This window comes from Pseudomonas sp. P129 (genome assembly GCF_020312195.1).
GTDB classification, from domain to species: Bacteria; Pseudomonadota; Gammaproteobacteria; order Pseudomonadales; family Pseudomonadaceae; genus Aquipseudomonas; species Aquipseudomonas fragariae.
This window is the reverse complement of record NZ_JAGPYS010000003.1, coordinates 379,641-405,180: the sequence shown is the minus strand read 5'-3', so window position 1 is coordinate 405,180 and position 25,540 is coordinate 379,641. Positions and strand designations below refer to the sequence as shown.

The 25,540-nt window shown below is 58.8% G+C and carries 29 protein-coding genes; 14 read left to right on the top strand and 15 right to left on the bottom strand.

From position 1 onward, the window contains the following. Positions 1-29: 29 nt before the first annotated feature. The 3 genes from KBY02_RS11585 to KBY02_RS11575 form a co-directional block, all read right to left on the bottom strand. Positions 30-2,336, bottom strand: a complete 2,307-nt coding sequence (locus KBY02_RS11585) for a type III effector HrpK domain-containing protein (RefSeq protein WP_225650381.1) — start codon at positions 2,334-2,336, stop codon at positions 30-32. A 76-nt stretch (positions 2,337-2,412) separates the two neighbouring features. After that, positions 2,413-2,967 (bottom strand): RNA polymerase sigma factor HrpL, encoded by a 555-nt coding sequence (gene hrpL, locus KBY02_RS11580; protein WP_011266895.1) that lies wholly within the window; start codon positions 2,965-2,967, stop codon positions 2,413-2,415. Beyond that, complete coding sequence (locus tag KBY02_RS11575; protein ID WP_141251160.1) at positions 2,942-3,169, bottom strand: hypothetical protein; 228 nt, start codon at positions 3,167-3,169, stop codon at positions 2,942-2,944. Before KBY02_RS11575 ends, hrpL begins: the two co-directional genes overlap by 26 nt. 39 nt (positions 3,170-3,208) lie before the next feature. On the opposite strand from KBY02_RS11575, the gene sctW reads away from it, so the two are divergent. The 14 genes from sctW to KBY02_RS11505 all read left to right on the top strand — a co-directional run bounded on the left by sctW (position 3,209) and on the right by KBY02_RS11505 (position 16,772). Further along, entirely contained in the window at positions 3,209-4,315 is a 1,107-nt protein-coding gene (sctW, locus tag KBY02_RS11570) for a type III secretion system gatekeeper subunit SctW (protein ID WP_004406523.1), read from the top strand. After that, a complete protein-coding gene (gene sctV, locus KBY02_RS11565; RefSeq protein ID WP_225650379.1) occupies positions 4,315-6,402 on the top strand; it encodes a type III secretion system export apparatus subunit SctV in 2,088 nt (695 codons plus the stop codon). The genes sctW and sctV overlap by 1 nt, the downstream gene beginning before the upstream one ends. A 33-nt stretch (positions 6,403-6,435) precedes the next feature. Further along, a complete protein-coding gene (gene sctD / locus KBY02_RS11560) occupies positions 6,436-7,410 on the top strand; it encodes a type III secretion system inner membrane ring subunit SctD (RefSeq protein ID WP_011266892.1) in 975 nt (324 codons plus the stop codon). Next, the gene (gene hrcN / locus KBY02_RS11555) at positions 7,407-8,756 is read left to right on the top strand and encodes a type III secretion system ATPase HrcN (protein ID WP_011266891.1); all 1,350 of its coding nucleotides are present in this window, start codon (positions 7,407-7,409) and stop codon (positions 8,754-8,756) included. The genes sctD and hrcN overlap by 4 nt, the downstream gene beginning before the upstream one ends. Before the next feature lie 2 nt (positions 8,757-8,758). After that, positions 8,759-9,205 carry a type III secretion protein gene (locus KBY02_RS11550; protein ID WP_148193193.1) on the top strand — a complete coding sequence of 149 codons (447 nt, stop codon included), beginning with the start codon at positions 8,759-8,761 and terminating at the stop codon, positions 9,203-9,205. A 6-nt stretch (positions 9,206-9,211) separates the two neighbouring features. Next, positions 9,212-9,784 carry a type III secretion system protein HrpP gene (gene hrpP / locus KBY02_RS11545; protein ID WP_024638520.1) on the top strand — a complete coding sequence of 191 codons (573 nt, stop codon included), beginning with the start codon at positions 9,212-9,214 and terminating at the stop codon, positions 9,782-9,784. After that, positions 9,781-10,497, top strand: a complete 717-nt coding sequence (locus KBY02_RS11540) for a type III secretion system protein (protein WP_116829209.1) — start codon at positions 9,781-9,783, stop codon at positions 10,495-10,497. Before hrpP ends, KBY02_RS11540 begins: the two co-directional genes overlap by 4 nt. Continuing rightward, the gene (locus tag KBY02_RS11535; protein ID WP_225650376.1) at positions 10,487-10,885 is read left to right on the top strand and encodes a FliM/FliN family flagellar motor switch protein; all 399 of its coding nucleotides are present in this window, start codon (positions 10,487-10,489) and stop codon (positions 10,883-10,885) included. Before KBY02_RS11540 ends, KBY02_RS11535 begins: the two co-directional genes overlap by 11 nt. Continuing rightward, positions 10,882-11,535, top strand: coding sequence for a type III secretion system export apparatus subunit SctR (sctR, locus tag KBY02_RS11530; RefSeq protein ID WP_004406534.1), 654 nt, complete (start codon positions 10,882-10,884; stop codon positions 11,533-11,535). The genes KBY02_RS11535 and sctR overlap by 4 nt, the downstream gene beginning before the upstream one ends. A 7-nt stretch (positions 11,536-11,542) precedes the next feature. Next, positions 11,543-11,809 carry a type III secretion system export apparatus subunit SctS gene (sctS, locus tag KBY02_RS11525; protein WP_003339811.1) on the top strand — a complete coding sequence of 89 codons (267 nt, stop codon included), beginning with the start codon at positions 11,543-11,545 and terminating at the stop codon, positions 11,807-11,809. Then, positions 11,810-12,604, top strand: coding sequence for a type III secretion system export apparatus subunit SctT (sctT, locus tag KBY02_RS11520; protein WP_003339813.1), 795 nt, complete (start codon positions 11,810-11,812; stop codon positions 12,602-12,604). Further along, a complete protein-coding gene (sctU, locus tag KBY02_RS11515) occupies positions 12,601-13,680 on the top strand; it encodes a type III secretion system export apparatus subunit SctU (RefSeq protein WP_024651706.1) in 1,080 nt (359 codons plus the stop codon). The genes sctT and sctU overlap by 4 nt, the downstream gene beginning before the upstream one ends. Before the next feature lie 531 nt (positions 13,681-14,211). Beyond that, positions 14,212-15,915, top strand: a complete 1,704-nt coding sequence (locus KBY02_RS11510; protein ID WP_225650374.1) for an AAA family ATPase — start codon at positions 14,212-14,214, stop codon at positions 15,913-15,915. After that, on the top strand, positions 15,912-16,772 hold the full coding sequence (locus KBY02_RS11505; RefSeq protein WP_004406544.1) for an HNH endonuclease: 861 nt from the start codon (positions 15,912-15,914) through the stop codon (positions 16,770-16,772). The genes KBY02_RS11510 and KBY02_RS11505 overlap by 4 nt, the downstream gene beginning before the upstream one ends. Positions 16,773-17,375: 603 nt before the next feature. Here the strand turns inward: KBY02_RS11505 and KBY02_RS11500 are convergent. From KBY02_RS11500 to hrpS, 12 genes are all read right to left on the bottom strand, one after another. Beyond that, a complete protein-coding gene (locus KBY02_RS11500; protein WP_003339817.1) occupies positions 17,376-17,723 on the bottom strand; it encodes a negative regulator of hrp expression HrpV in 348 nt (115 codons plus the stop codon). A 2-nt stretch (positions 17,724-17,725) separates the two neighbouring features. After that, positions 17,726-17,929, bottom strand: a complete 204-nt coding sequence (hrpT, locus tag KBY02_RS11495) for an HrpT family type III secretion system protein (RefSeq protein ID WP_003314144.1) — start codon at positions 17,927-17,929, stop codon at positions 17,726-17,728. Continuing rightward, on the bottom strand, positions 17,926-20,028 hold the full coding sequence (gene sctC / locus KBY02_RS11490) for a type III secretion system outer membrane ring subunit SctC (RefSeq protein WP_058398994.1): 2,103 nt from the start codon (positions 20,026-20,028) through the stop codon (positions 17,926-17,928). Before sctC ends, hrpT begins: the two co-directional genes overlap by 4 nt. Before the next feature lies 1 nt (position 20,029). Beyond that, positions 20,030-20,470, bottom strand: coding sequence for a type III secretion system protein HrpG (locus KBY02_RS11485; RefSeq protein ID WP_017277760.1), 441 nt, complete (start codon positions 20,468-20,470; stop codon positions 20,030-20,032). Beyond that, positions 20,448-20,672: a type III secretion protein gene (locus tag KBY02_RS11480; RefSeq protein WP_003314139.1), complete on the bottom strand. Its 225-nt coding sequence runs from the start codon at positions 20,670-20,672 to the stop codon at positions 20,448-20,450. The genes KBY02_RS11485 and KBY02_RS11480 overlap by 23 nt, the downstream gene beginning before the upstream one ends. An 83-nt stretch (positions 20,673-20,755) precedes the next feature. Next, on the bottom strand, positions 20,756-21,337 hold the full coding sequence (gene sctL, locus KBY02_RS11475; RefSeq protein WP_060409036.1) for a type III secretion system stator protein SctL: 582 nt from the start codon (positions 21,335-21,337) through the stop codon (positions 20,756-20,758). Positions 21,338-21,371: 34 nt separating this feature from the next. Continuing rightward, positions 21,372-21,899: a type III secretion protein gene (locus KBY02_RS11470; RefSeq protein ID WP_225650366.1), complete on the bottom strand. Its 528-nt coding sequence runs from the start codon at positions 21,897-21,899 to the stop codon at positions 21,372-21,374. Beyond that, entirely contained in the window at positions 21,899-22,705 is an 807-nt protein-coding gene (gene sctJ / locus KBY02_RS11465) for a type III secretion system inner membrane ring lipoprotein SctJ (RefSeq protein WP_011266880.1), read from the bottom strand. Before sctJ ends, KBY02_RS11470 begins: the two co-directional genes overlap by 1 nt. An 8-nt stretch (positions 22,706-22,713) precedes the next feature. After that, a complete protein-coding gene (gene sctI / locus KBY02_RS11460; protein ID WP_003314135.1) occupies positions 22,714-23,088 on the bottom strand; it encodes a type III secretion system inner rod subunit SctI in 375 nt (124 codons plus the stop codon). Between the two features lie 27 nt (positions 23,089-23,115). Continuing rightward, a complete protein-coding gene (hrpZ, locus tag KBY02_RS11455) occupies positions 23,116-24,147 on the bottom strand; it encodes a type III secretion system effector HrpZ (protein WP_104683797.1) in 1,032 nt (343 codons plus the stop codon). 52 nt (positions 24,148-24,199) lie between these two features. Further along, positions 24,200-24,526 (bottom strand): Hrp pili protein HrpA, encoded by a 327-nt coding sequence (locus KBY02_RS11450; RefSeq protein WP_003314134.1) that lies wholly within the window; start codon positions 24,524-24,526, stop codon positions 24,200-24,202. A gap of 92 nt (positions 24,527-24,618) precedes the next feature. Further along, positions 24,619-25,527 (bottom strand): transcriptional regulator HrpS, encoded by a 909-nt coding sequence (hrpS, locus tag KBY02_RS11445; RefSeq protein WP_011266878.1) that lies wholly within the window; start codon positions 25,525-25,527, stop codon positions 24,619-24,621. Between the last annotated feature and the right edge of the window lie 13 nt (positions 25,528-25,540).

Genomic DNA, 25,540 nt, shown 5'->3' with positions numbered 1-25,540 from the left:
AGATAAGGCCGCCGCCCTGCTCCATTGCATCAATGCGCCCTGTCAATCCCGAACTGATCCAGCACCGGGTCAACGTTATGATCAAACGCCTTCTGCGCCTTGTGCTTTTTGACTGCGTCGATAATCGCCGAAATACCAAAACCCAACGCCATGGCGCCGTCGATGGCCCAGCCGATGACCGGGATTGCAGCGCCCAGCGCCGCGCCTGCAGCAAGTCCTGTGGCTTCGCCGGCAACCAGGCCGACAGCGCGGCCGATCATCTGTCCGCCCAGACGACCAAGGCCGGCGGACGCCTCGCGACCCATCATTTTCGCGCCGGTGTCTATGCCGCCCTTGATTGCCTCCGCGCCCAACCTGGAACTGTCGATGATGCTCTGAGCCGCGCCCAGCTTGTCGCCGCTGGCGAGTCTGTCAGACACTGACGCGAAGCCCATGACCGATTTGAATGCCTTGCCTCCGATACCTTGCTCGGCGAGCTGCGCGGCCAGCGAAGGGCCGCCCTCTTCATCGGTCTTGCCCTCCAGCAACTTGCGGCCTTTTTTGGAGTTCTGCAGCTCGGACAGGGTGCTGGCCGTGTAGCTCTCACGCTCACCATTAACGAAATCAGCGGGCAGAACACTTTCATACGCCGCTTTCTGGTTATCTGCGGTTTGCAGAGACTCACCGGCGTCAGACTTTTTCTGGCCAAGCAGTTGTTTCAGAGCGCCGCCCTCGCTGAAATTGCGAACGTAGGAGTCGGCGATCTTCGTTTGCAGTTCATCAGGCTGATTGTTGAAGACTTGCTGGGCAGTGGGCACCTGAGCATCGGGAAACAGGTCTTTTTGCAGTTGCAGTTGAACCGACAGGCCGGTGATGGCGCCGCTGTAATCGGGGTTGGGGTTGTGTTTGTCGACGGCCTTGTCCGCGGTTGCCATGTCGGTTTGCAAGGCCTTTCCGCTATTGACGTTTTGAGCCTGCTCAGTCACGGCCTTTTGCAGCGCTGAATCGCTGCGAACCAGACTGCGCTCCTGTTCAGGAATGCTTTTGTTGAGGTACTCCTGAACGTCGGGATCGGCTTGCAACTGGGCGATTCGCTCGTTAAGGCCCGCCTCGGTCTTCACGGTATTGCGCAAATCCCGCCCGGCTATCACGCTTTGCTGAGTCTGCTGCAACTTGATCATCACAGCGGCTTTCTGCGCGCCGGTGTAAGCCTTGGGCTTCTCGAACACCTGCGCGTTGAGCTTGCTGATATCGATACCGGCTACCGAATTCAACGTCGCGGCGTCGCTGAGCATGCTGGCGAACTGGCCACCATTTTTGGGGGCGCTCTTTCTGATCCACTCGCTCATATTGGACGCATCGAACACTTGGTCGGGGCTATGCGCAGCCTTCTTGCGCCCGGTCAGCCCAGCTTCATCCACCTGGCTGAGGAAGCCCGCCTGCGACCACATGTTGGACGACTGTTTGAGCGTACCTGACAACCCGGGGTTACTTTTAATCAGCGCTTTCAGACCCTCGGCGCTGACATTGCCATCGACATCGGTCTTGTCCGCCGCTCCGACTGCATGATGAGGGTCGGCAGCCGTCGCCAACGGCATATTGGCGCGCATCACCGCTGCGCTGCGCACCATTTCAAGGGACTGAGGATCGGCGCCGGGGTTATCTTCCATGTACTTGGCCACGTCCTTGTCGGCATTGCCGGCAGCCTTCTCCATGTTTTTGGCGAACGCCTTGAGGTCTTTGTTGGTGATTTTGCCATCCGCATTACCGCCGTCCTTGCCGACGTCGACCGCCGTCTTCAACGCGGGATTGGCATTGATGAACGCCATCGCCTTTTCGGCGTTGGGACCATGCTCTCTGGCCATCCAGGCTGCGGCGATGGGCCGGTTGAGTTCTTTGGCGGCCTGCTCGCGCTCTTCGGGCGGCAGGTTGGCAACCATCGGTTCCCAGCGCTTGAGCGCCTCGGGCGAAGAGTATTCGGAGTTATCGAGAAACGCTGCATCGGTAGCGCTCGGGGCATTCGCCGGATTGGAGGCCGTCGTGGGTGAAGCACTCGCGGTGGCCGAAACCGATGTCATCGGAGACACCTGATCACTGTCCTGATCGACGCTGGAGGTGCTGTCACTACTGCTGCTACGAGTCAGCAGACTCATCAGTGATGAGCCGCTTTGCTCGGTTCCCGAAAAGGAAGAGGGGCTGTCGTTGGCCTGGCCGAACTGCACAAAAGCCTGACCACCACCTGCGCTGCTCTGCGTGAGCGAGGCTTTGGCCAATGGCGTCTCAGCAGCCAGTTCGCCAGAGGTGGGTTGATTCACGATGCTGCCAAGGGCAGGACTGGGAGAACTGGATATACGCATGGTTGCCATCCAAGTGGTGGTGTGGGATGGCAACTGTGTGGTTTTGCGTGCAAGTTGGTTCCAGACAGATGAGCACTCAGGCGAACGGATCTATGTGTTGCTTGAGCTGCACCCGCGCCCGGGACAGTCGGGAGCGGACAGTGCCGATCGGAACACCGAGCGTGTTGGCGGTTTCCTGATAATTGCCGTCCATTTCCAGCGAAACTTCCAGAACCTTCTGCATGTTCGTCGGCAGGCAATCGATGGCCTCTATAACCCGTGCCAACTGCCGGTGCCCGTCTACCTGATGAGTAATATCGCCGTTCCACTCCAGATCGGTATGGACTTCGTCTTCCCAGCTTTCCTGATAGGGCTGGCGATACATTTTGCGGAAGTGATTGCGGATCAGATTCAGCGCAATGCCACATAACCAGGTTTGCGGTTTGCTGGCGTGCTGAAACTTGTGCTCATTGCGTAACGCCTCGAGAAACACGCATTGCAGGATGTCATCCACATCATCGGCGTTCTTCACCCGCTTCTGGATGAACGCCCTGAGCATCTGGACCTGATCGGCCGTCAATTGCCGGATACCGGCGGACGACGATGGTTGGCGTGGTTCGGTTGCATCAAGGATCACAAGATTCGGGAGCATGGGCTTGCCTCAATTGATGGAGTGCAAGTCCTATAGCGATAACCATGCCAGCCCAAAAATAATCATAACCACATGATTTATATAAATATTTTAAAATATGAAATTCTTTGTAATACATTTTTTTGCGCAACACGATTTTTAGCTCTGCAGCTTTTGGCACAAACGCCTGAGCCTTCGCCACCAGGGAACCGAACCGGGCCAACGACCCACTCAGCGGTCACACCAGGCCCAGAATCGTCCTATGAAAATTGTCGCCCCGCCTACATTGCCCATTCGTCCGGTAGCGCCAATCCGCGCCATCACACCGGCTGTGCGAGCGATTCCCGGCGGCGGGTTGCCTGATGAAAAAGGCACCTCGTCACTGCAGGTTTCGCGCTTCGCCGCAGCACTGGTGCAGCACAGCCGGATCCTGCGTGAGCGAGAACTGATCGCGAGCAGGAACGCGCTGCAGTCGCGGGCCGTCAAGCTGGGCGAGCTTTATCAGCTGCTGATGAGCGCCAGCGACACCGGGCTGGATAACGCCGCCAGACTGCTGCGCAAAAAACTGCTGCAGGACAACGACGCCGATCTGGAACAGGTTCTGGAGTTCGCTGACGGTGACGCTGCCAAGGCTCACGTGGTGTTGCAGGCAGCGCGTAAACAGGCAGAAGACGATGGGGCGGAAGCAGAATATGTAGCGCTGACCCAGACGCTTAAACATCTGCGCCGCCAATTCGGCCCGCGTACCCGCGCCGGAATCAATACCGCAAGAGCCTTCGGGCGCCAGAACATCGATAACAAGCGCCGCACGGCCTTGCGCAATCTGTATGGCGTAGCGGTTTCCGGACAACCCAATGTCACGGGCTTGATCGAAGCCTTGATTGGCGAGCAACAGGAACCCGGCGAGTTCGACCTGAACCTGCGCGACATGCGCATCGCCATCGCCGACGATCTTTCGGCGATTACCCCGTCGGCTTCCCATGAACAACTGCGCACGCTGATGCATGGCCTGACCACCGCGCGCCATGTCACTACGTTGCTGCGCGGCTGCGAACATCTGCTGGGGCGCATGCGCAAAAAGAATCCCAAACTGACGGTGGACCCGCCGGCCTTCCTCAAACACATGCTGACCCTGACGGCCAATGGCATGAATGTGAATCAGACCTTGCAACTGACCCAGCACATCGGGGGCAACAGGCTCGAACACCAGCTGGCCTTTCTCAATGGCCTGCGGCCGATGCTGATGCAGTTGCCGATCCTGCTCTGGCGGGACCTGAAAAGCCGCCAGGCCGCGCTGAATAATCTACTCACGCTGATGGCCGAGCTTACGCAGAAGGAACAGAAGCAACTATACGAGGGGCTTGCCTGATGAACCGGGTCATCAACTTTCTGAACATGGTCGCGCTGTCGGCCATGCGCCGCTCGGAACTGGTCGGTGCGTTTTTTGTGATCGCCATCGTGTTCATGATGATCACGCCGCTGCCAACCGGCTTGATCGACGTGCTGATCGCCGTGAACATCTGCATCTCCTGCCTGCTGATCATGCTGGCGATGCACCTGCCCAGGCCACTGGCGTTCTCGACCTTCCCTGCCGTGCTGCTGCTGACCACGATGTTTCGCCTGGCCCTGTCGGTTTCCACCACGCGGCTGATTCTGCTCAACCAGGACGCCGGGCACATCGTCGAGGCGTTCGGGCAGTTCGTGGTGGGCGGCAACCTGGCGGTGGGTCTGGTGATCTTCCTGATCCTGACGGTGGTCAACTTTCTGGTGATCACCAAAGGTTCGGAACGGGTCGCCGAAGTCGGTGCGCGTTTTACCCTGGACGCGATGCCCGGCAAGCAGATGTCCATCGACAGTGACCTGCGCGCCAACCTGATCACCGTCCACGAGGCCCGTAAACGACGCGCCGAACTGAACAAGGAAAGCCAGTTGTTCGGTGCGATGGACGGCGCCATGAAGTTCGTCAACGGCGATGCGATCGCCAGCCTGATCATTGTTGCCATCAACATGATCGGCGGCATTTCCATCGGCGTGCTGCAACACGATATGGCGGCGGGCGACGCCTTGCAGCTGTATACCGTGCTGACCATCGGTGACGGCCTGATCGCGCAGATTCCGGCGCTGCTGATCTCCGTGACCAGCGGCATGATCATCACCCGCGTGCCCAACACCGAGGCGGGTGTGGAAGCCAACATCGGCCGCGAGATCGCCGAACAGATCACCAGTCAGCCCAAGGCCTGGATCATCGCCTCGGTGGCCATGCTTGGCTTCGCTGCCCTGCCGGGAATGCCGACCGGTGTTTTCATCACCATCGCGATCATCTGCGGTGCCGGTGGACTGCTGCAGTTGCAACGGGCAAAACCCAAGGCCGATGAGCAACGTACAGCCACTGTGGCGCCAGAAATGAACGGCAAGGAAGACCTGCGTACTTTCTCGCCCAGCCGCCAGTTTGTGCTGCAATTCCACCCCGGTCAGGACAGCGCGCAGATCGAAGCGCTGGTCAGCGAAATACGCAAGCGCCGCAACCGTCTGGTGGTGCAGTACGGCCTGACCCTGCCTTCGTTCATCATCGAGCACGTCGATGACATTGCCCCGGACGAGTTTCGCTTCACCGTCTATGACGTACCGATGCTCAAGGCCACCTTTACGCAGAGCCATGTCGCCGTGGAAGCGCGCCAGCTGGAAGGTGAAAACCTTCCGGCAGCCATCCCGGGCAATACCGACCGCCAGGAAGATCAATGGGTCTGGCTGCCTGCCGAGCAGTCCGGCGAATTGAACCCGGTCAGTTCCACGACCCTGATCATCGAACGCATGGAGCGCGCATTGCAGTCCTGCGCACCGCAGTTCATCGGCTTGCAGGAAACCAAAGCCATCCTCGGCTGGCTGGAGTCCGAGCAACCGGAACTCGCTCAGGAAATGCAACGGGTCCTCACCCTGACGCGCTTCTCGGCTGTCCTGCAACGCCTGGCCTCGGAGTGTGTGCCGCTGCGGGCGATCCGGGTCATTGCCGAAACCCTGATCGAGCACTGTCAGCATGAACGCGATACCAATGTGCTGACCGACTATGTGCGCATTGCGCTCAAGTCGCAGATCTACCACCAGTACTGCGGTGCCGAAGGCCTGCAAGTGTGGCTGCTGACGCCGGAAAGCGAGGGGTTGTTGCGTGATGGCCTGCGCCAGACGCAAACCGAAACATTCTTCGCGCTGAGCAACGAGATCAGCCAGATGCTCGTGCAACAGCTGCACATTGCCTTCCCGGTACGAGCTCCCGAACAGGCGGTTCTACTGGTGGCACAGGATCTGCGCAGCCCTCTGCGTACCTTGTTGAGGGAGGAGTTCTACCATGTACCCGTACTATCTTTCGCGGAAATCAGCAACGCGGCCAAGGTCAAGGTCATGGGTCGATTCGACCTTGAAGACGATCTCGAGGCGCTGGACAACGAGCACGCTGCCTGAGCCTGCAAGGCCTGAATGCACGGAGACTTTCAGATGTTTGAATTACGCGTACTGAACGGCCAGCACCAAGGCGCGGCATTACCGCTGATCGGTGAGCAATGGTCGATTGGCTCTGCCGGGCAACACGATCTGGCGCTGGACGATGCGGGCGTGGAAAGCCTGCATTGCCGCCTGCAACGTGTCGACGACAACTGGACACTGAACGCTGAACAAGGCGCGGTCTGCGACGAACAGGGCAACGCCCGGCCGAGCATCGACCTGACGCTCAATAACGCCTTCATGCTGGGTTCGGTGTGGCTGTGCGTTTCGCCTGCAGGCGATGAGTGGCCCTCGGTGCCCGCCGTGATTCCCAAACAGCCTGAGGCCGAATCCGGGCAGGCACGCAACGACGTGCCGCTGGAGAAGGTCAAGTCCCGCTCGCAGTTTCTCAACCGCACCACGGGCATCATCGCCGGGCTGCTGGTGGGCGTCATCGGCAGCGCCTGGAGCCTGACCCGCCCGCCCGCTATTGCGATGGATCAGAGCCCGGCGCACCTGGCGGCCGCCACGACAGAGGCCTCGCCCGATACACCCAAGGCGCCAGCCAGGGCGGCAAACCCTGTGACCGACAACCGCATACGCCTGAGCAGCGCAGATGCCGTCCGCCACCAGTTGAGCACCATGCTCAGCGACCGCCTGCTGACCGACGTCAGCGTGGAAGAGACGCCCGACGGGCTGATTCTCAACGGCGATCTGAAAGAAGAATCGCTGCTGGTCTACCAGCGCATGCTTCAGCGCTTCAAGGCCCTGTACGACTCGCCGGTCACCGTTCTGGACAACGTGGGCAGCAATCGCAACACCCTGCCCTTTGTGGTGGTTCAGATCATGACCGGGCCGCATGCGCACCTGGTGACTGCCGACGGTCGACGTGTGTACGTAGGCGATGAAGTGGATGGCCTGCGCCTCACCCGTATCGACAATCAGCGTCTGCAATTCGACGGTAATCGCCATATCGAGGTGAACTGGTGAATGCAGCACTGAACCTGTGGAAAGACGCCCACGCCAGGCGTTTGAGCGAGTACTGCGCGGTGCGCGTCATTGGCCGGGTCAGCGCCGTGCGCGGGATTCTGCTGGAGTGCAAGATTCCGTCGGCCAAGGTCGGCGATCTCTGTGAAGTGAGCAAAGCCGACGGCTCGTTGCTGCTGGCCGAAATCGTCGGTTTCACCCAGGAATGCACGCTGCTCAGCGCCTTGGGGCCACCCGACGGTATTCAGGTCGGCGCGCCGATCCGCCCGCTGGGCGTGGCACACCGGATCGGTGTCGATGACAGCCTGCTCGGCTGTGTACTGGACGGTTTCGGGCGCCCGCTGATGGGCGATTGCCTCGGCGCTTTCGCGGGTCCCGAGGATCGCCGCACGACGCTGCCGGTGATCGCCGACGCCCTGCCGCCGACCCAGCGACCGCGTATCACCCGGGCGTTACCCACCGGGATACGCGCCATCGACAGTGCGATCCTGCTCGGCGAAGGCCAGCGTGTCGGGCTGTTCGCCGGTGCAGGCTGCGGCAAGACCACGTTGATGGCCGAACTGGCGCGCAACATGGATTGTGACGTCATCGTTTTCGGCCTGATCGGCGAACGGGGCCGCGAGCTGCGCGAGTTTCTCGACCATGAACTGGACGAAACCCTGCGCCGCCGCTCGGTGCTGGTCTGTGCGACATCCGATCGTTCCAGCATGGAGCGCGCCCGCGCTGCGTTCACCGCGACCGCCATTGCCGAAGCCTTTCGCGCCCGCGGCCAGAAAGTGTTGTTGCTGCTCGACTCGCTGACCCGCTTCGCCCGCGCGCAACGGGAAATCGGCATTGCCTCGGGCGAGCCGCTGGGGCGCGGCGGTCTGCCGCCCTCGGTGTACACCCTGCTGCCACGCCTGGTGGAACGCGCCGGGATGAGCGAAAACGGTTCGATCACCGCGCTTTACACGGTACTGATCGAACAGGACTCGATGAACGATCCGGTCGCCGACGAAGTGCGCTCGTTGCTCGACGGGCACATCGTACTGTCGCGCAAACTGGCTGAACGCGGGCACTACCCGGCGATCGATGTGTCGGCCAGCATCAGCCGGATCCTGAGCAACGTCACCGGTCGCGAACATCAACGGGCGAACAATCGCCTGCGTCAGTTGCTGGCCGCCTATAAACAAGTGGAAATGCTCCTGCGCCTGGGCGAATACCAGGCCGGGGCCGACCCGGTCACCGACTGTGCCGTGCAACTGAACGAGGCTATAAACGCGTTCCTGCGCCAGGACCTGCGTGAGCCCGTGCCGTTGCAGGAAACCCTCGACAGGCTGCTGCAACTCACCTCTCAACTGCCGGAGTAGCCATGGACGAACCACTGGAAGACGACCCGCAACAGGTCGCTCTGCAGCAGGTGATCGGGCTGCTCACGCCACTGCGCCAACATCGTCAGGCCAGTGCCGAGCGCGCCCATCGCCAGGCGCAGTTGGAACTGAAATCGATGCTCGACCACTTAGCAGAGACCAGGGCGTCGCTGAATCAGGAACGCGACAACCATAAGCGCCGCCGCGAGAGTCTGTCCCATGCGCATTTGCAAAAGACGCTCAGCCTGACTGATGTCGACGCCTGGCACGAAAAGGAAAGAACCATGCTCGACCGCCTGGCTTACATCCGCCAGGACGTGGAGCAACAGCAAATGCGAGTAGCTGAACAACAGGCGTTGCTTGAACAGAAACGGCTGCAAGCCAAAGCGTCTCAGCGCGCGGTCGAGAAACTCGCCTGCATGGAGGAGACGCTCAACGAAGAAGGTTAAGTGACGATGACCGCACCGATCAAAACCCCTGCCAAAGCGCCACCCGTGCCGAGTGCCCCGCCGGCCACCTCGCGCGCCCTGCCTTCGCTGCGTCAACCCGCCAGGTCCGATGACCAGCCGCCAGCCTTTGCCGGGGCGCCTCGCGGCGATGTACAGAAGGTTCGTTTCGCGCTGAACCGTTCAGTCACCGACAGCCCGATGAGCGCCGACGGCATGTTCTTCTCGCAACTGCTGATACCGCAGGTAGGTGAAGAGCCGGATCAGCAGGGCTTCGGAGGCAGCGGTGTGGCCTTCTCTGCACAATCCGAAAACGTACCGACGCAGTTGATCGACGAGCTGGCGCAGCGTTTGCCCGATCAGCCGGACGGTCCGCTGGCCTTCAGCCTGCTCATGCCCAATCTGGGGAGCGTGCGGGTCAACGCCAGCAAATCCGAAAACCGCTGGAGCATTCAACTGGGCTTTGGCCGACGTGACGTTCTCAAGCGCTTGCAGGGCCAGGTCGGCGCATGCCGGGACTCGCTGGCGCAGGCACTCGGGCAGGATGTCGAGCTGGACATGCATGAAGACTTCACAGCATGAGCGCCCTGCGTCTGCGCAAGGTCGACGCTTTGCTGGCGCAAGCCACACGCGCACTTGGCGCCGGACGACGCCTGGGCTTCAGCGCCCGCGGTCAGCACGCCGAACTGAGCCTGCTGCCGCAGCTCGAAGACGGACGGATACCGGCAGACGGTGTCTGGTTGAATACTGCGGTCGGCCCGTTGTTACTGAGCGATGCCGAAGCGTTGCTCAGCCTGCTGGGCGAAATACCTTTCACGCTTGGCGGCGAGCACCAGGCTTGGTACTGGCAGCTATTCAACCAGCGCCTGAGCCCGGTGATTGCCGACCTGCTCGCGCCTGTTGCGCCGTTTTCCGACGCCCCGACCGAGCCGGCCATCGGCTGCCGGGTTCACGTGCGGCTGGGCAGCGAACGACTGGATGCCTACCTGCACGCCGCACCCGCCACCCTGCTCAGGCTTCTGGGTTCGGCTGACTGGCAAGTCTTGAAGCGTGACGTGGACCAATCCTGGTCGGTGGCGACACCGCTGATCGTCGGCGAACTGTCACTGACCCTGGAACAAATCGCCGCGCTACGCCCCGGTGACGTGGTGCTGCCCGCCCGCTGCCGGTTCGACAGCGCCGGACAAGGGACCGTGACACTCGCTGGCCGTCAATGGGCGGCCTGCACCGACCAACAGGCACAGCATCTTTTTCTGCAGCTCAGTCATGAGGAGCACAGTCACCATGAGTACTGAAGACCTGTATCAGGACGACGTCGAGATGCTCGACGACTATGAAGAACCGGTGCCTGAACAGGCTGATCAGCAACCGCATGACGACGAACACGCCGAGCAGGCATTCGGGTATGCGGACGAACCGGAGCATGAAAAGCAGTCAGGAGACCACCATGAGTCGCCGATGCTCGACTCACTGGAGCTGGACCTGACCTTGCGCTGCGGCGAGCTCAGATTAACCCTTGCCGAACTGCGCCGACTGGACGCCGGAACCATTCTCGAAGTCAGCGGCATCGCGCCAGGCCACGCCACGCTGTGCCATGGCAAGCAGGTGGTTGCCGAAGGCGAACTGGTCGACGTCGAAGGCCGCCTCGGTTTGCAGATTACCCGGCTGGTGGCGCGCTCATGATCATGGAGGGCATCAACCCGATCATGCTGGCGCTGTTTCTCGGCTCGCTGTCGCTGATCCCGTTCCTGTTGATCGTCTGTACCGCCTTTCTGAAGATCGCCATGACGCTGCTGATCACCCGCAACGCGATCGGCGTTCAGCAAGTACCGCCGAACATGGCGTTGTATGGCATCGCCCTGGCCGCGACGATGTTCGTCATGGCCCCGGTGGCGCATGACATACAGCAGCGGGTCCATGAACACCCGCTGGAACTGAGCAACGCCGACAAACTGCAGAGCAGCCTCAAAGTCGTCATCGAGCCGCTGCAACGCTTCATGACACGCAACACCGATCCGGACGTCGTCGCCCACCTGCTGGAAAATACCCAGCGCATGTGGCCCAAGGAAATGGCCGATCAGGCCAGCAAAGACGATCTTCTGCTGGCGATCCCGGCCTTTGTGCTGTCGGAATTGCAGGCCGGTTTCGAGATCGGTTTTCTGATCTATATCCCCTTCATCGTCATTGACCTGATTGTCTCCAACCTGTTGCTGGCACTGGGCATGCAGATGGTCTCGCCGATGACACTGTCGCTGCCGCTCAAACTGCTGCTGTTCGTGCTCGTATCGGGCTGGTCGCGTCTGCTCGACAGCCTGTTCTATTCCTACATGTGAGGCGGTCATGGAAGCGTTGGCGTTGTTCAAGCAAGGCATGTTTCTGGTCGTCATCCTGACCGCCCCGCCGCTGGCCGTTGCGGTGCTGGTGGGTGTGGTCACCTCGCTGCTGCAGGCACTCATGCAGATTCAGGATCAGACATTGCCCTTCGGCATCAAACTGGGTGCCGTCGGACTGACCCTGGCCATGACCGGTCGCTGGATCGGCGTCGAGCTGATCCAGTTCATCAATATGGCCTTCGACCTGATTGCCCGCTCCGGGGTCAGTCACTAAATGCCCTTCGACGCGCACAGCGCCTTTCAATTCATGCTGGGCATGGGACTGGCAATGGCGCGGCTGATGCCCTGCATGCTGCTGGTGCCAGCCTTTTGCTTCAAATACCTGAAAGGCCCGTTGCGTTATGCCGTCGTGGCGGTGATGGCGATGATCCCGGCACCGGCCATCAGCAAGGCTCTGGAGTCCCTCGACGACAACTGGTTCGCAATCGGCGGCCTGCTGATCAAGGAAGCGGTACTCGGCACGCTACTGGGGCTGTTGCTGTATGCGCCATTCTGGATGTTCGCCTCGGTGGGCGCGCTGCTCGACAGCCAGCGCGGTGCGCTCAGCGGCGGCCAGTTGAACCCGGCGCTGGGCCCTGACGCCACGCCACTGGGCGAACTGTTTCAAGAAACCCTGATCATGCTGGTAATCCTCACCGGGGGGCTTTCGCTGATGACTCAGATCATCTGGGACAGCTACAGCGTCTGGCCTCCGACGGCCTGGATGCCGGGCATGAACGCTGGCGGCCTGGATGTCTTTCTGGAGCAGTTGAACCAGACGATGCAGCACATGCTGCTGTACGCCGCGCCCTTCATTGCGCTGCTGCTGTTGATCGAAGCGGCGTTCGCGATCATTGGTCTGTATGCGCAACAGCTGAACGTTTCGATCCTCGCCATGCCGGCCAAGAGTATGGCCGGCCTCGCTTTTCTGCTGATCTATCTGCCGACGCTGCTGGAACTGGGCACCGGTCAATTGTTGAAGCTGGTTGATCTGAAGTCGCTACTGACGCTTCTGGTGCAAGTGCCGTGAGCGAAAAAACCGAAAAGGCCACGCCCAAGCAACTGCGTGATGCGCGGGAAAAGGGTCAGGTCGGGCAGAGTCAGGACCTCGGCAAACTGCTGGTGTTGATGGCCGTCAGTGAAATTACCCTGGCCCTGGCTGATGAAAGCGTCAACCGACTGGAGGCGCTGTTGTCGCTGTCCTTTCAAGGCATCGACCGCAGCTTTGCCGCGTCGGTCGAGCTGATCGCCAGCGAAGGACTCTCGGTACTGCTCAGCTTTACCTTGTGCAGCGTCGGTATAGCGATGCTGATGCGTTTGATCAGCAGCTGGATGCAGATCGGTTTTCTGTTCGCGCCCAAGGCGCTGAAAATCGATCCCAACAAGATCAACCCGTTCTCCCACGCCAAACAGATGTTTTCCGGGCAAAACCTGCTCAACCTGCTGCTCAGTGTGCTCAAGGCTATTGCCATCGGCGCGACGCTGTATGTGCAAGTCAAACCTGTGCTGGGCACCCTGGTGTTGCTGGCCAACAGCGATCTGACGACCTACTGGCATGCCCTGGTCGAGCTGTTCAGGCATATTTTGCGAGTGATATTGGGGCTGCTGCTGGCGATCGCGATGATCGACTTCGCCATGCAGAAATACTTCCATGCGAAAAAACTGCGCATGAGCCACGAAGACATCAAGAAAGAGTACAAGCAATCGGAAGGCGACCCCCACGTCAAAGGCCATCGTCGGCAACTTGCCCAGGAGATCCTCAATCAGGAGCCCAGTGCTGCGCCCAAGCCGGTGGAAGATGCCGACATGCTGCTGGTCAACCCGACGCACTACGCGGTGGCCCTGTATTACCGACCAGGCGAAACGCCTCTGCCGCTGATTCATTGCAAAGGTGAAGACGAGGAAGCCCTGGCATTGATTGCCCGCGCCAAAAAAGCCGGCATCCCGGTGGTGCAGAGCATCTGGCTGACCCGGACGCTGTACCGCGCCAAGGTCGGAAAATATATCCCCCGCCCCACCCTGCAGGCTGTCGGCCACATCTACAAAGTGGTTCGGCAACTGGACGAAGTCACCGATGAAGTGATTCAGGTTGAAGTCGAGCTGTGATGGCTTATTGTCCACTGACGAACCAAAATGCAGCTGTACTTGTTTACGGCATGTTCGAGCATCTCTGCCATGCCACTGTCCATTAAACTATCCAGATCCATGAGCATCCCCTCGAGGAGGCCTTCATGACTGACCTCCGCGAAGAACAGGAGTCGCTGACGAATCAAGGAGAAGTGTGGCCAGGTCCATGTATCGGTAAATCGTTGTATTAGGACTAAGCCCCTCGGGAGCTGTGTATGCCATGAAAGCGCCTTGAATGATTGATAGTGGCAATCCATACCAGGTGTCGGCGGTGGGTCAGTTGACGCTTGCACAGAGACTCAACCTGGATGATAAAGCGTCGTTCTAATTGGGCTGGACGATTGGCGGATAGTAAAGGGGTCGTTTGAATACCATTGCGCGCTATGCTGAGAGGTCAGTATAGTCGGCGATGGGGCACCCGCTTGATGCATTGCAAAGGGCTTGCAGTGGAATATTGCCAAGCGTAGGCTGTTTTAAAGTAGTTGGGAAAATTTTTAAAAGGACTTATGCATGCCAGGGATAGAGTTTTACTTTTCAACCGCACTTAACATTGACAACATTGATGGCATCCATCTACTGCAAGATCACATTGGCACCTATTATTCCAAGGCCTGGGATGACTTTGGTTATATCGTCACCTTTCAGGTCTATCATGTAGAGCATGGCAGGCGCGAGTCCTTGGGGCGCACCAAGTTACTTGTGAATGGTTATGATGACTCTTCAATTTATTTTTTAACATCCCATGATAAAGTCGGAGAAAGCGTTCGAATTACGAAACTGTTGGATCATAAAAAGGTGGTCTCGCTATCATCCGACATTGATTATTATCGTAGGATCCACGCTCTCATTCCCCAGAGGGCAGAAGACTACCTGCGTCAGATTTGTGACGGGAGTTATAATCTGCATGCGTACGGAGATTTTTCAAACTGGGAGGGTTTCGAGCTGTCCCTGTTCAGAGATCGCCTTGCTAAGGCCATCTTAAAAAAAGGCTATCAGATAGCGCTAGGCAGCTATGAAGCGCAGGAACAGTTCTCGTTCAAGCTGGAGGGGCTTCCGGATAACTTTGACGCTGTCGAATTTAATTTTGACAACGCCAGGCAGTTAGGTCGTACCAATATCAACTTACTCATTGGCCGGAACGGTGTCGGAAAAAGCCACGTCCTCCGCCACTTGATAGATTTGGTTACGGGAGTGGAAAAACATGCTGAGAGCTGGCCCTTCTTCCATAAAGTCATTGTGGCAGCCTATTCACCCTTTGAGTCGTTCAAAACCGAGGTTGAGCTGTCAAATGCCTTGCCAAACCAAGCCATGGCCCAGACTGACGACAGTCACGAAAGTGATCTGACAGCTAAAGATGAGCAAGAACGACGCAGGCGACTGGTCAATGAATATGTCTACATTGGTTTCCGTGACCCTGAGGGTAAGTTTTCCCTGACGTGGCCTAAAGAAAGTAGCGCTCGAGCACTCCATCGTATCGTTCAATATGATGCAGATAACGAATGGACTGGCGGTAGCCGTTTTGAGCTGCTGTTTGATACGTTGTTCCACTCCATTGATTTTGATGCAGTTCAAGTTTTCAATTCAGATGATTCGTCGATAGTGCTTAGCCGCACCACGGAAGCGGTGCGGCTGAGTCTCGCTACGCGTAAGGATTTTAATTACGCGGCGGGTATCGAATTCCTAAAAGGAGGTAGAACGGTTCCTCTGAGTTCCGGGCAGACCATCTATTCCTACCTGCTGCCGAACTTAGTCGCCGAAGTGGACGAGGAGAGCCTGCTCATCCTTGACGAGCCAGAACTGTATCTCCACCCGTCAATGGAGGTCGGGCTTTTGGATATGCTGAAGCAGTTGCTTGCCGCGACAAAATCCAACGCGATCATTGCTACGCATTCGACGATATTAGCGCGAGAGGTGGAGCGGTCTGCGATTTCGGTGCTGCGAAAGGTGGAGGATAGGACAGATGTTTCGAGACCCAATTTTGAAACATTTGGTCAGACCGTGGAAGTCATCATGGGACTGGCGTTTGATGACTATCAGACGCGCAAGCCCTATGAAGACTCAATTGACGAAGCTGTCGCCGATTGCGCGAGTCCGGAGGAGGCCCTTGAGAAGCTCGGTCCCAAGGTAGGAGACGAGGCACTGGCGTATCTGAGCGGTAAACTTATCGCGGGTGAGAATGATGTGGAGCCGGATATTGAGCGGAGGCCGAAATGAAGGACCTCTCATACCTTCGCACTGGACCGGGTTGCTCTTGGTTTGAATTGGCTATTGGCTCAGCTAAAAAAAACACTGCCATACTTGGATTTATTAAGTATGCCGTTCGCGAGCGCTATGAAGAGTTTGACGGTTTTATTGAGGACTATCAAACAGAGCCACGAAAAAGCGGGATCTCACTTTCTGGCCACGTACTGATAGACTTTTATGAGCGCCCTCCAGCTGCGTTAAAAACACTGTTAGAGGCTCGCCGTCATGATCATACGCTGGATGAGTGCCCCTATTGTGGATTTCCTCGAGCGCCGGAAACGCTCGACCATTTCTTACCGAAAGAGCGTTGGCCGGAATATTCGATTTTTTCTGATAATCTGGTGCCTCAATGTCGTGACTGCGCCCCAATAAAAGGGGTGAAATATTTTTGTGAAAATGAAAATCAGTCGTTCTTTCTTCATCCTATCTATAGCCCTGCGTTGTCGACACTGAGGTTTAAGATTGAGGTAACGATCGTGAAGGGAAAGCTTGTTTTCTCACCGGCCTTCAGTATTCCAGAAAGCATTACAGATGTTGATGAGAAGAGAATAAGTTCTCACTTAAAAAACCTGCATATCAAGCAGCGAATCGTGGACTACTGCGATGAACAATACCGCCATTGGATTAGGATTGCCCAGAGCAAGCCCTGCGATATAAAATCTATATTTGAGTCCAGGCTCAGCGAGCGAGAATGCGATCCATACCCTAATAATTGGGCGACGGCCTTCTATCAAGGTGTTCTTAAAAACCAGGATGCTGTGCGGGAACTCCAACGGCACGTTGTGAGCAAACCGCTGAGGTCCAATGGAGCGCATCGGCTTATCTAGACCCCATTCACCTACTGGGAGCCCGTCATGGCATTTGCGCAATAGATTAGATCATGCAATGGCTGACGGGCTTACCGTCAGCCCGAAAAGATAGCCCACGTATGTTGTGGATGTTAGTACGGTAGGGAGTTGATCACTCATCTTTCAGGTCAATCAAATACTGTTCGTTAAAGCGGATATGAATCTGAAATCAGGTCTCGAACTACGTCGAGGGGTTCATACCACTTTGCAATCTTGACCTACTGACTTTAGGCTCTGTACGAAAAGTCGAGGAGCGAAGGTCAGGCAAGGCAAAAACAGGCGAGGAACGGCCGGGGTCGCGTTCGACTCTACGTGTTGTAAATGAGCATTCCGATCGGACCCGCGCTCGAGCCTGTTTTTAACGCAGCATCACCGATGCGAAGCCACTTTACGTACAGAGCCTGGTGGTTGCTTATGCACCAGCCCTCTCCCATTCCCTGCGTATTATCTCCTGCTACTGACTGCGTCCTGCAAGATGCCCCAATACTGCTTGAGGCTTGCCGCTCGCAGCTTTCAGCTGCCCCAAAAAAAGACCGCCCCATCTGCACTGGGGCGGTCTTTTTTTCACTCGGGTGTTATCTCCTAAGCCAGATGATCCAGGCCTGCCAGTATCAGTTCGTTTCGGCGGATATCATCCAGATTGGTGACGGCATGGGGGGCGTCGCTCACCGCGTGCCACACGACGAAATCACGCCGCATATCCAGGAACAGAAAGTAGTCATTGAATCGTTCGGCTTCTGAAAACCTCAGTTGCAGCGCCTCTCTGAGTTGTTCGGGACGCAGCGCTCGACCCTCGATGTGCAGCGCAATGCCCCAGTCATGGTGCTCGCGGCGGCTGACGAAGGAGACTCCGTTTGCCACCGGCCAGACCGCAGGGCTCTGTGCCGCAACGTTGTAGTAGAACGCTGTTTTCTCCTCGACCTCAATCATGTCTAGTCCCTTAACTTCACGACGGTGTAATCGCGCTCGTGGTCCTGATCGTCAAGACCGTCACGCATGTCCGGGGGCCACCAGATGACCAGTTCGCGGCTGGTGGAGTCCGGACGTTTGCAGGCAGTGCCCGAACAACCGTGTGTGGCGCACCCGGTCAGGGTAGCGAACACCACCAACACGACTGCAACGCTGCTGATCTTCATGGCTTTGCCCCCCGGAGCAGTGATGGCCGGCTCTCTTTGGCCATTTTCGATATCTGTGGCTGACGTACCGCGATATACACTTCGCTCTCCTCGCCCGGTTGCAGCCATGCGTGGGGCCAGGCGGCGACGCCGATGACCCAGCGACCACCGCAGCGACTCTCGTCGATGCGCACCGGTTTTTCGGTATTGTTACGCGCTACCACGACGGCCACACCCCAGTCCTTGCGTGCATACCATTGCGAGCGCTGGCCATCGAGGCTCAGGCCCTGGCCCGGGTCACACAGGCTGTCGGTTTCAAAGGGCAGTGTTTCGCCATCATGCATGCCCTCTGGCGCAGCGCCATCGACCATCTGCGTGAAGACTTTCTGAATGTCGCCGCGGGTAGGCAGCTCACCGCCGTCACGCCGTTCCTTGATCCTTTTCATCTGATCATCGACATCGTGAGGGTTGCCGTTCTGCACATAGCGAGCCGGGTTGACCTGGTCGCCAATCAGTCTTGGCGTCAGAATGAACAGGCGCTCGCGCTGGCTCAGTTCGCGGCTGCGGGACTGGAACAGCAGTTTGCCGATGTAGGGAATATCGCCCAGCAACGGAACCTTGTGGACCTTGTCGTTGGCTTCAAGGCCATGGAAACCGCCGATGACCAGTGAACCGTGTTCGGCTATGACGGCCTGGGTACTGACATTGCCTTTGCGCACACTTGGCTGCGTGTCATTGATGTCGGAGATGTCGATCTGACCATCCTCGATATCGACGATCAGTTGCACCTGAGGCTTGCCATCGTGGTCCAGCGAGCGCGGAGTCACCTGCAGACTGGTGCCAGCGGTGATGGGCTCGATATTGGCCACGCGTTCCGACGTCGCGGTGAGGTATTCGGTGCGACTGAAGTCGATCACGGCCGGCTGGTTTTCAAGGGTAAGAATGGACGGGTTGCCGATCACCGAGGCTGAACCGTTACCTTCCAGCGCATGCAGTTCGGCAGCGAACTTGCCGGCGTTCTGAATGAACAGGGTGGAGCTGGTGCCAGCGTCGAACATGTTGGCGCCCCCGTTGACACTCCCGGCATTGAAGTTCCAGCGGCTGGACAGTTCTGCCAGCTCGTTGCGATCGATGTCGAGGATCACGGCGTCGATTTCGATCAGGTTGCGCGAAACATCCAGCTCTTTGATGAGCTTTTCGTACATGGCCTTGCGCGAGGGCAAGTCGTAGATCAGCACGGCGTTGTTACGGACATCGGCCGTTACACGGATGTTGGCCCGACCGCCAGAGCGGCTTTTTCCAGCGCTTTTGCCGCCGCCGCCATAATGCAGCACCTGATCGAGGCCCTGCTCCAACGCATTGGTATCGAGGCCGCTGGAGCTCATCGGCAGACTCGGAGCGTCCGGGCCGCCACCGCCCGCCAGGCCGTTACCGCGACCGCCTCGCCCCAGCAGATCCATGCCATTGATCGACCCGCCACGAGAACGGGTATCCAGCAAATCCTGGAGAATACTGGCCACCCCGGCGACCACCAGTTGTTGATCGCGATAGCGAATGGTGCGGTCCGCGGCACTGGCGTACTTGAGCGGGAATACGATGATGTCCTGCTTGTCGCCCTTTTCAGGTGCTTCGACTTTCTTGCTGTAATCGCGCACCAGTTCCACATATTTTGCAGGGCCGCGAACCAGAACCACGCCTTCGTTCGGCAGTACCCCCCAACCGAAGCGCTTGTCCAGCAGCCCCACATCGGTCAAGGCAGTCTGCAGGTCATCTACCGCGTCGGATGACACTTCGATGCGTGCCGAGGTGTGCTCGCTGGAGGGGCTGACGTACAACGTGTCGTTATACACAAACCACTGGAAGTGATATTCCTGGCCCAGGCGGTCGAGAAACTCTTCCGGGCTCTGAGCGCGTATCCGGTCATCGAGGACCCCGGGAATGGGCGGCATATCCAGCGCCATGCCGAATTCCTTGGCGAAGTCGGCCAGCGCTGTCGCCAGCTCGGTCTGCCGGGCATCGTAGGCGTAAGCCGTATGTTTCCAGGCTTCGGGGGTCACCGCCCACGTGGCGGGGGACAGCCCGATCAACAATAAAGGCAACCACATCAAGGCCTTGCGCATTTCAAACTCCCGGTTGCCGGTGATTGAGGGTCGTGCGCCCGGCTAAGGCGGGCACGGAATTGACCAGAGTGGTGTGCATCAGGCTGAGCAAGGCCGCGCGCTGATTGGCCAGGCTTTCCAGACGGTTCAGCAGATCGGCAAGGCTGCAGGGGCCAGGCATCCAGCTGACCAGCACCATGCAGCGCGTTTGCGGATCGATGGCGAACGCGCCGTCACAGGCACACGCCAGGCTGGCACCGCCGTGACTGAGCAATGCTTCGATACGCTGAGGGTCGTTGGCGTCATAGGGGTCGAGTAACTCGATGCTGCAACGGACTCCGCCACCCACCATTTCCAGCCGTGCGTTGGCGTCGTCGACCCAGCAGTCGAGCGGGCTCGCCGGACGCTGATCACGCCACAGGCCGACGACCTCCTCGAACTCACTGAAATCCATCGATGACATTTTTGGTCATTTTATAACCAGCCTGCTGGCATTGATCAGCGATGTTGGAGCTGACCGCAGCCTGCTGGCTCGCCTCACTGAAGGCATCGATGTCGTCGGCGGTGAAATGCCCATTGCCCCCGTCCAGCACGTCATCCACGTCGGACAACGCGCGGGTGAGCGTGGAATCGAGGTTATTTTGCAGGGATTTGAAATTTATCATGTCCTGACACTCCAGCAGAAAGGTTCAAACCTTGAGTGGAGCAAACAGGTGGAGCGGTTCCATTTTCGCCGCAAGAGTCTGTTTCAGGCAGCCGGCTCCGCGCCTGCCAGCCCATTGCGCAGCGTTGCCCAATCGATTTCGAAAGCGCCGTTGGCGTCGCTCAGGCGCAGGCTTTCAGTGGCCAGCGTCGCATCCCGTTTGAGCGCCCAGTGCTCGGCAAAACGGCTCTCTGCCAACCATTCGGCGACCGGCTCGGCCATCTCTGGATGAACGCTGAGTGTGGCCACTGCTTCGTTGAGCTGGCTGGCTGCCAGGTTCCTGACCAGTGCCCGAGCACGCTCGGCAAGGGTCGTTTCGTCGAGTAACTGGCTCAATGCCTCAGTCAGCAGTTCCTCTACAGCAGTCATGGCCTGCTGCTGCAAGGCTTCGCGCTGGACGTGCAGCTCGTCCAGAAAGGCATTGGCGCGCTCCCAGAACTGCGCAAGCGCCTCCTGATGCCGACGATCGGCTTTAGCCTGCTCAAGTACCAGCATCTGCTCCGCCTGACGTTGCGCGTCAGTCAGAATATCGCGAGCCAGCAGGCTGTTGGCGATGTCTTCACGGCGCAATACCGGCTCGGGCAGCACCGCGTCGGCAGTCAGGGTAATACTGCGTTTGGCAAGCATGGTGCGAATTCCTGATGCAGAGGGAAGCGGATATTCAGGCCGCGGTGACACGCCATAGGACAGCCTGCCACAGCGTCTGAAGTTTATTTTCGGGGGCCGCGCAAGGCCTCTCGGCGACCTCATCGGGCGCCCAGGCCAGACGCAATCGCGGCCAATACTCAGGCCCGAGCCAGGCACCCAACAGCAAGCGCGCATCTTCATGCTCCAGCTCCAGCCAGACACCGGGGCGCAACGCCTTGGTCAGCGCCCAGCACCACTGCCCGTCATGGCCGTCGCTTTCGTTACGGGAAAAACAGATGCGCTGCGCCAGATCCAGCGCCTGATCACGCTGCGCGGGTGTCAGCGCCAGCCAGTTCAACACCGGCTCTGCAGGTATTGGCGGTTGACTTGGCATGATGCCGACACTCTGCAGAAACACGCCGTGACGGCTGACCATGAGGGCTTCACAGTCGCTAACGGTCAGTCCGCAGCGCTCGGCGAACCGGCTTTGCCAGCCCGGATGCGCCCATGGCCAGGGATTGCACCACCACTGAGTCCAATAGTCCTCGGCGGTCAGGTCCATCAGGCGCGCGCCGGTACGGTCGAGCGGCTACGGCCGGCAAGGCCGATCCGCCCAAGGACCGAGGCGCGCCAGTCACTGCGCAACAGCAGCGCGATGATCAGCAGCAACACCGCCAGGCCAACCGGCACCAGCCAAAGCATCAGATTCCAGAACGGCAGATTGGCGCTGTCCAGCTTGAACGGTCCGAAACTGACCCACTGTGTGGTTTCCTGAAACTCGGTAGCCGGTACGAACACGATGGAGAACTTTTTCGACTCTGCCGATTGCGTCGACATGCCGGGGATACTGCTGGCGACCATCTGTTGAATGCGCCCACGCACGCTGTCCGGGTCAAGCGCTGCGGAGTGTTTGATGAACACCGCAGCAGAGGCAGGTTGCACCGGTTCACCCGGTGCGATGCGTTCCGGAAGTACCACGTGCACCCTGGCCACGATGACGCCGTCTATCTGCGAAAGCGTCGCTTCGAGTTCCTGAGACAGGGCATAGATGTAGCGGGCGCGCTCTTCGAGCGGGGTCGAAATGACCCCTTCTTTCTTGAAGATATCCCCCAGACTGGCGCGAGACTGGCGTGGCAGGCCGGCAGCGTTGAGCACCCTGACAGCGCGGTTCATGTCGCTGGTCGCGACGGTGACGACAACGCCGGTTTTCTCCAGACGTTTGCGCGCGTCGATATGCTGATCGGCAAGACGGGCAACGACCTCGTTGGAGTCCTGCTCGGACAAGCCGGTGAACAGATCGGTTTCATCACTGCAGCCGCCGAGCAACACCATGCAAATCAGCAGCAGCCCTGCGCTCAGAAATTTCACGGAAACCTCTACTGCAAGTTAGTCAGCTTGTCGAGCGCCTGCGCAGTCTTGCTCACCACCTTGGTCGTGAGCGCAGTCTGCAACGAGCATTGCGACAGGGTCCTGGTCATCGCCGCGATATCCAGCGCGTCTCCCGTCCCGGAGGCTTTTTTCATCGACCGCATCGCTTGCTGAGACATTTTTTCGGTTTCGCCCAGACCGCCGGAAATTGCGCTGGCGATATGCTCGGAAAGCGGCGCTCCGCTCGAAACGCCGTCCGGCTGCGTGGCAGCGGTGAAGATGTCGACATCCGCCTGGGCCGGTTCTGAAACGAGCCCCTGTGGCACATCCTGCCCGAGTTCCGGCGAGATGCTTTTAACATTACCAAGGTGGGAAATGGTCACGTGAGTTCTCCGTCAGGCGGGTGTCGGTCAGGCCGCGGCCTGATTGCGGGTGCCTTGCAGCAGCGTACTGACCAGCAAGGTGGCGATTTGCGCAGCGCTCGACTGCACGTCGGTAGCGGTTTGTCCGGCGTCCTTTAGCGTCGCTTCAAGGCCCTTGAGCAGCAAGCCGCCCAGCAACTGGTCAAGATCCTGAGCGGACTGTCCGCCATTCGCCGCCGTGCCGGTCTGCGGGGTGTTTACGGGTGTGCCCAGTCCACCACCGGCCAATACCGATTGCAGGCCACGGTCGATAAGCTCGCCGATCAGTTGCCCCGCTTCACTACTGGTAGTGCCGCTGTCACCGGGACCGGTATTGGCGTCGATCAGCGGGTCACCCTTCACACCGGACGAGTTGCTGGAAAAACTGCTCGGAGTGCCCAGACCTCCACCCGTCCCCGCCAGACCGCCAGCGCCACTCTGCTGATTACCCAGTTGCTGGCCAATGATGTCGAGTGCCGAGCGGAATGCAGCCGTTTCGTCGCCATCAAGGAAGTTGTCTTCCTTGAGTTCGTTCACCCAGGAACCCGAGTCCGGCTTGGGAAACTGTGCGGGATTGTCATCCATGAACTGCGCGATCTTGTTCAGCATCGGCATATCGTCTTCGGAGAAGCTTGTCCCGCCATCCTGCTTGGTCAGAAGATCATCGAGCATCGACTTCGCCAGGCCATTGAGCACCTGAGTCATCAGGTCCTGCTGTCCGGTACCCGAGGCGTTGTCCGCAGACGCGCCGAAGTTGTCACCCAGCTTTTCATGGATCAGCTTGTCCAGCGCAGCGATGACATCCTCGATACCGCCGCCTGCCTTGCCATCCGCGGCCATCGACTTGGCCAGCAGTTTGCCCAATGGCGAGCTGTCGTCGAGTTGACCGTTGCGCATCAGTTCCTCGGCCAGCTTCACGACAACTTCCTGAAGCGCCTTGCTAGACGAACTGGCGCCAGTCGTCTCGGTTTCAGGACGTACCAGAACAAGGGCCATTGCCGGGGTTTGCAGCGAGCTGCTGTTAAGACTGAGACTCTGCATCACAACCTCCTCAAAGTAGCAGCCCCCTCAGGTACGAAGGGGCTTCAAGAAATCAGAACTGGACGACCGAGTTCCGGATCTTGCTTGCGACGATCTGGTTGGAAAGCGCCTCTTTCTTGTCCTCAAAGCCCGCCAGCATGCTCGATTCGCGCAGCAGGCCGTTCTCTTCGTTCGCGGTGCCGTCAAGCTCGGCACTTTTTGCATCGCCTTTGCTGATGCTGGAGCGAGTCGCGTCGATACTGTCAGTGCTGCCGGTGTTGCTCACCAGTGCAGCATTACGGTCGGCGCTGCTCTTTACGCTGTTGATGCCCTGAGCGGCACCACCGATCGTGTTGACGACACCGCGACCTGCACCCGCCAGAGAACTCATGATAGTCATAACGTCATACCCCTTCGTCTGTACCAGCGTAATTGCTTGGTACAGCTAGGTGGCATGCGTCCGCGAATCGGTTCCAGAACTTCTGCAAAAAATCAGATGCTCAATTCCTTGATGCGGCGGTAGAGCGTACGACGTGGGATATCGAGCTCCAGGCTGGCCGCGTCGATGCAATTGCGGTGGCGCTTGAGCGCTTGCTGAATCAAGGCCTTTTCGATCGCCCGCAGCTGGAACTTGAGCCCGCACGCCAGGTGCTCTTCGGTCTGCGAGTCAGCCCCAAGCAGAGGAAAGCCCAATACATGGCGCTTTGCAGCGGCCTTGAGCTCGCGGATATTGCCGGGCCAGTGATGCCCCGTCAGTACCTGCTGAAGCAACGGACATACATCGGGAATCGGGACGCTCAGTTCTTTGGCCGACGCCGCCACAAACCGGGTGAACAGCGGCAGGATACGCTCGGGCTGATCGCGCAGCGGCGGCAGTTTGAGGGTCAGCACGTTCAGGCGAAAGTACAGGTCGCGCCGAAACTTCCCCTCTTCGACGGCGTCGTCCAGACAGGCCTGGGCCGAGGCAATCACACAGATATCCAGGTTGATCGTGGAGGTCGAACCCAGACGCTCCAGTGCACGGGTTTCAAGCACCCTCAGCAGCTTGGCCTGGAGGGCGAGCGGCATGCTATCGATCTCATCCAGGTACAAGGTTCCGCCCTGCGCCGCCTCGATGTAGCCCATTCGGGAGCGGTCGGCGCCGGTATAGGCCCCACTCACCACTCCGAACAGCTCGCTCTCGGCGAGCGATTCCGGAATGGCTGCGCAGTTCATCGGGACGAAACGACCCTGGCGCCCGGACATGTTGTGAATGCGCCGGGCAATGGTGTCTTTACCGGTACCGGTCTCGCCCGACAGCAAGACATCAATGCCGAGCTGCGAAATACTTTCGGCGACGATCCCCAGATTGGGTACGCGCTCCGCATCCAGGTGATCGTCAAACTCATCGTCGAGATTCATTTCATGACTCCAA

Coding starts and splice junctions, on each gene's coding strand:
- KBY02_RS11510 (WP_225650374.1), top strand. CDS start 14,212: ATGCCAGGGATAGAGTTTTACTTTTCAACCGCACTTAACATTGACAAC.
- KBY02_RS11550 (WP_148193193.1), top strand. CDS start 8,759: ATGGACGAACCACTGGAAGACGACCCGCAACAGGTCGCTCTGCAGCAG.
- hrpP (WP_024638520.1), top strand. CDS start 9,212: ATGACCGCACCGATCAAAACCCCTGCCAAAGCGCCACCCGTGCCGAGT.
- sctV (WP_225650379.1), top strand. CDS start 4,315: ATGAACCGGGTCATCAACTTTCTGAACATGGTCGCGCTGTCGGCCATG.
- sctR (WP_004406534.1), top strand. CDS start 10,882: ATGATCATGGAGGGCATCAACCCGATCATGCTGGCGCTGTTTCTCGGC.
- KBY02_RS11540 (WP_116829209.1), top strand. CDS start 9,781: ATGAGCGCCCTGCGTCTGCGCAAGGTCGACGCTTTGCTGGCGCAAGCC.
- sctD (WP_011266892.1), top strand. CDS start 6,436: ATGTTTGAATTACGCGTACTGAACGGCCAGCACCAAGGCGCGGCATTA.
- KBY02_RS11480 (WP_003314139.1), bottom strand. CDS start 20,672: ATGATAAATTTCAAATCCCTGCAAAATAACCTCGATTCCACGCTCACC.
- KBY02_RS11450 (WP_003314134.1), bottom strand. CDS start 24,526: ATGACTATCATGAGTTCTCTGGCGGGTGCAGGTCGCGGTGTCGTCAAC.
- sctS (WP_003339811.1), top strand. CDS start 11,543: ATGGAAGCGTTGGCGTTGTTCAAGCAAGGCATGTTTCTGGTCGTCATC.
- sctT (WP_003339813.1), top strand. CDS start 11,810: ATGCCCTTCGACGCGCACAGCGCCTTTCAATTCATGCTGGGCATGGGA.
- KBY02_RS11470 (WP_225650366.1), bottom strand. CDS start 21,899: ATGGACCTGACCGCCGAGGACTATTGGACTCAGTGGTGGTGCAATCCC.
- hrpZ (WP_104683797.1), bottom strand. CDS start 24,147: ATGCAGAGTCTCAGTCTTAACAGCAGCTCGCTGCAAACCCCGGCAATG.
- KBY02_RS11585 (WP_225650381.1), bottom strand. CDS start 2,336: ATGCGTATATCCAGTTCTCCCAGTCCTGCCCTTGGCAGCATCGTGAAT.
- hrpT (WP_003314144.1), bottom strand. CDS start 17,929: ATGAAGATCAGCAGCGTTGCAGTCGTGTTGGTGGTGTTCGCTACCCTG.
- sctL (WP_060409036.1), bottom strand. CDS start 21,337: ATGCTTGCCAAACGCAGTATTACCCTGACTGCCGACGCGGTGCTGCCC.
- hrpL (WP_011266895.1), bottom strand. CDS start 2,967: ATGCTCCCGAATCTTGTGATCCTTGATGCAACCGAACCACGCCAACCA.
- KBY02_RS11500 (WP_003339817.1), bottom strand. CDS start 17,723: ATGATTGAGGTCGAGGAGAAAACAGCGTTCTACTACAACGTTGCGGCA.
- sctC (WP_058398994.1), bottom strand. CDS start 20,028: ATGCGCAAGGCCTTGATGTGGTTGCCTTTATTGTTGATCGGGCTGTCC.
- sctW (WP_004406523.1), top strand. CDS start 3,209: ATGAAAATTGTCGCCCCGCCTACATTGCCCATTCGTCCGGTAGCGCCA.
- KBY02_RS11485 (WP_017277760.1), bottom strand. CDS start 20,470: ATGTCATCGATGGATTTCAGTGAGTTCGAGGAGGTCGTCGGCCTGTGG.
- KBY02_RS11535 (WP_225650376.1), top strand. CDS start 10,487: ATGAGTACTGAAGACCTGTATCAGGACGACGTCGAGATGCTCGACGAC.
- KBY02_RS11505 (WP_004406544.1), top strand. CDS start 15,912: ATGAAGGACCTCTCATACCTTCGCACTGGACCGGGTTGCTCTTGGTTT.
- hrpS (WP_011266878.1), bottom strand. CDS start 25,527: ATGAATCTCGACGATGAGTTTGACGATCACCTGGATGCGGAGCGCGTA.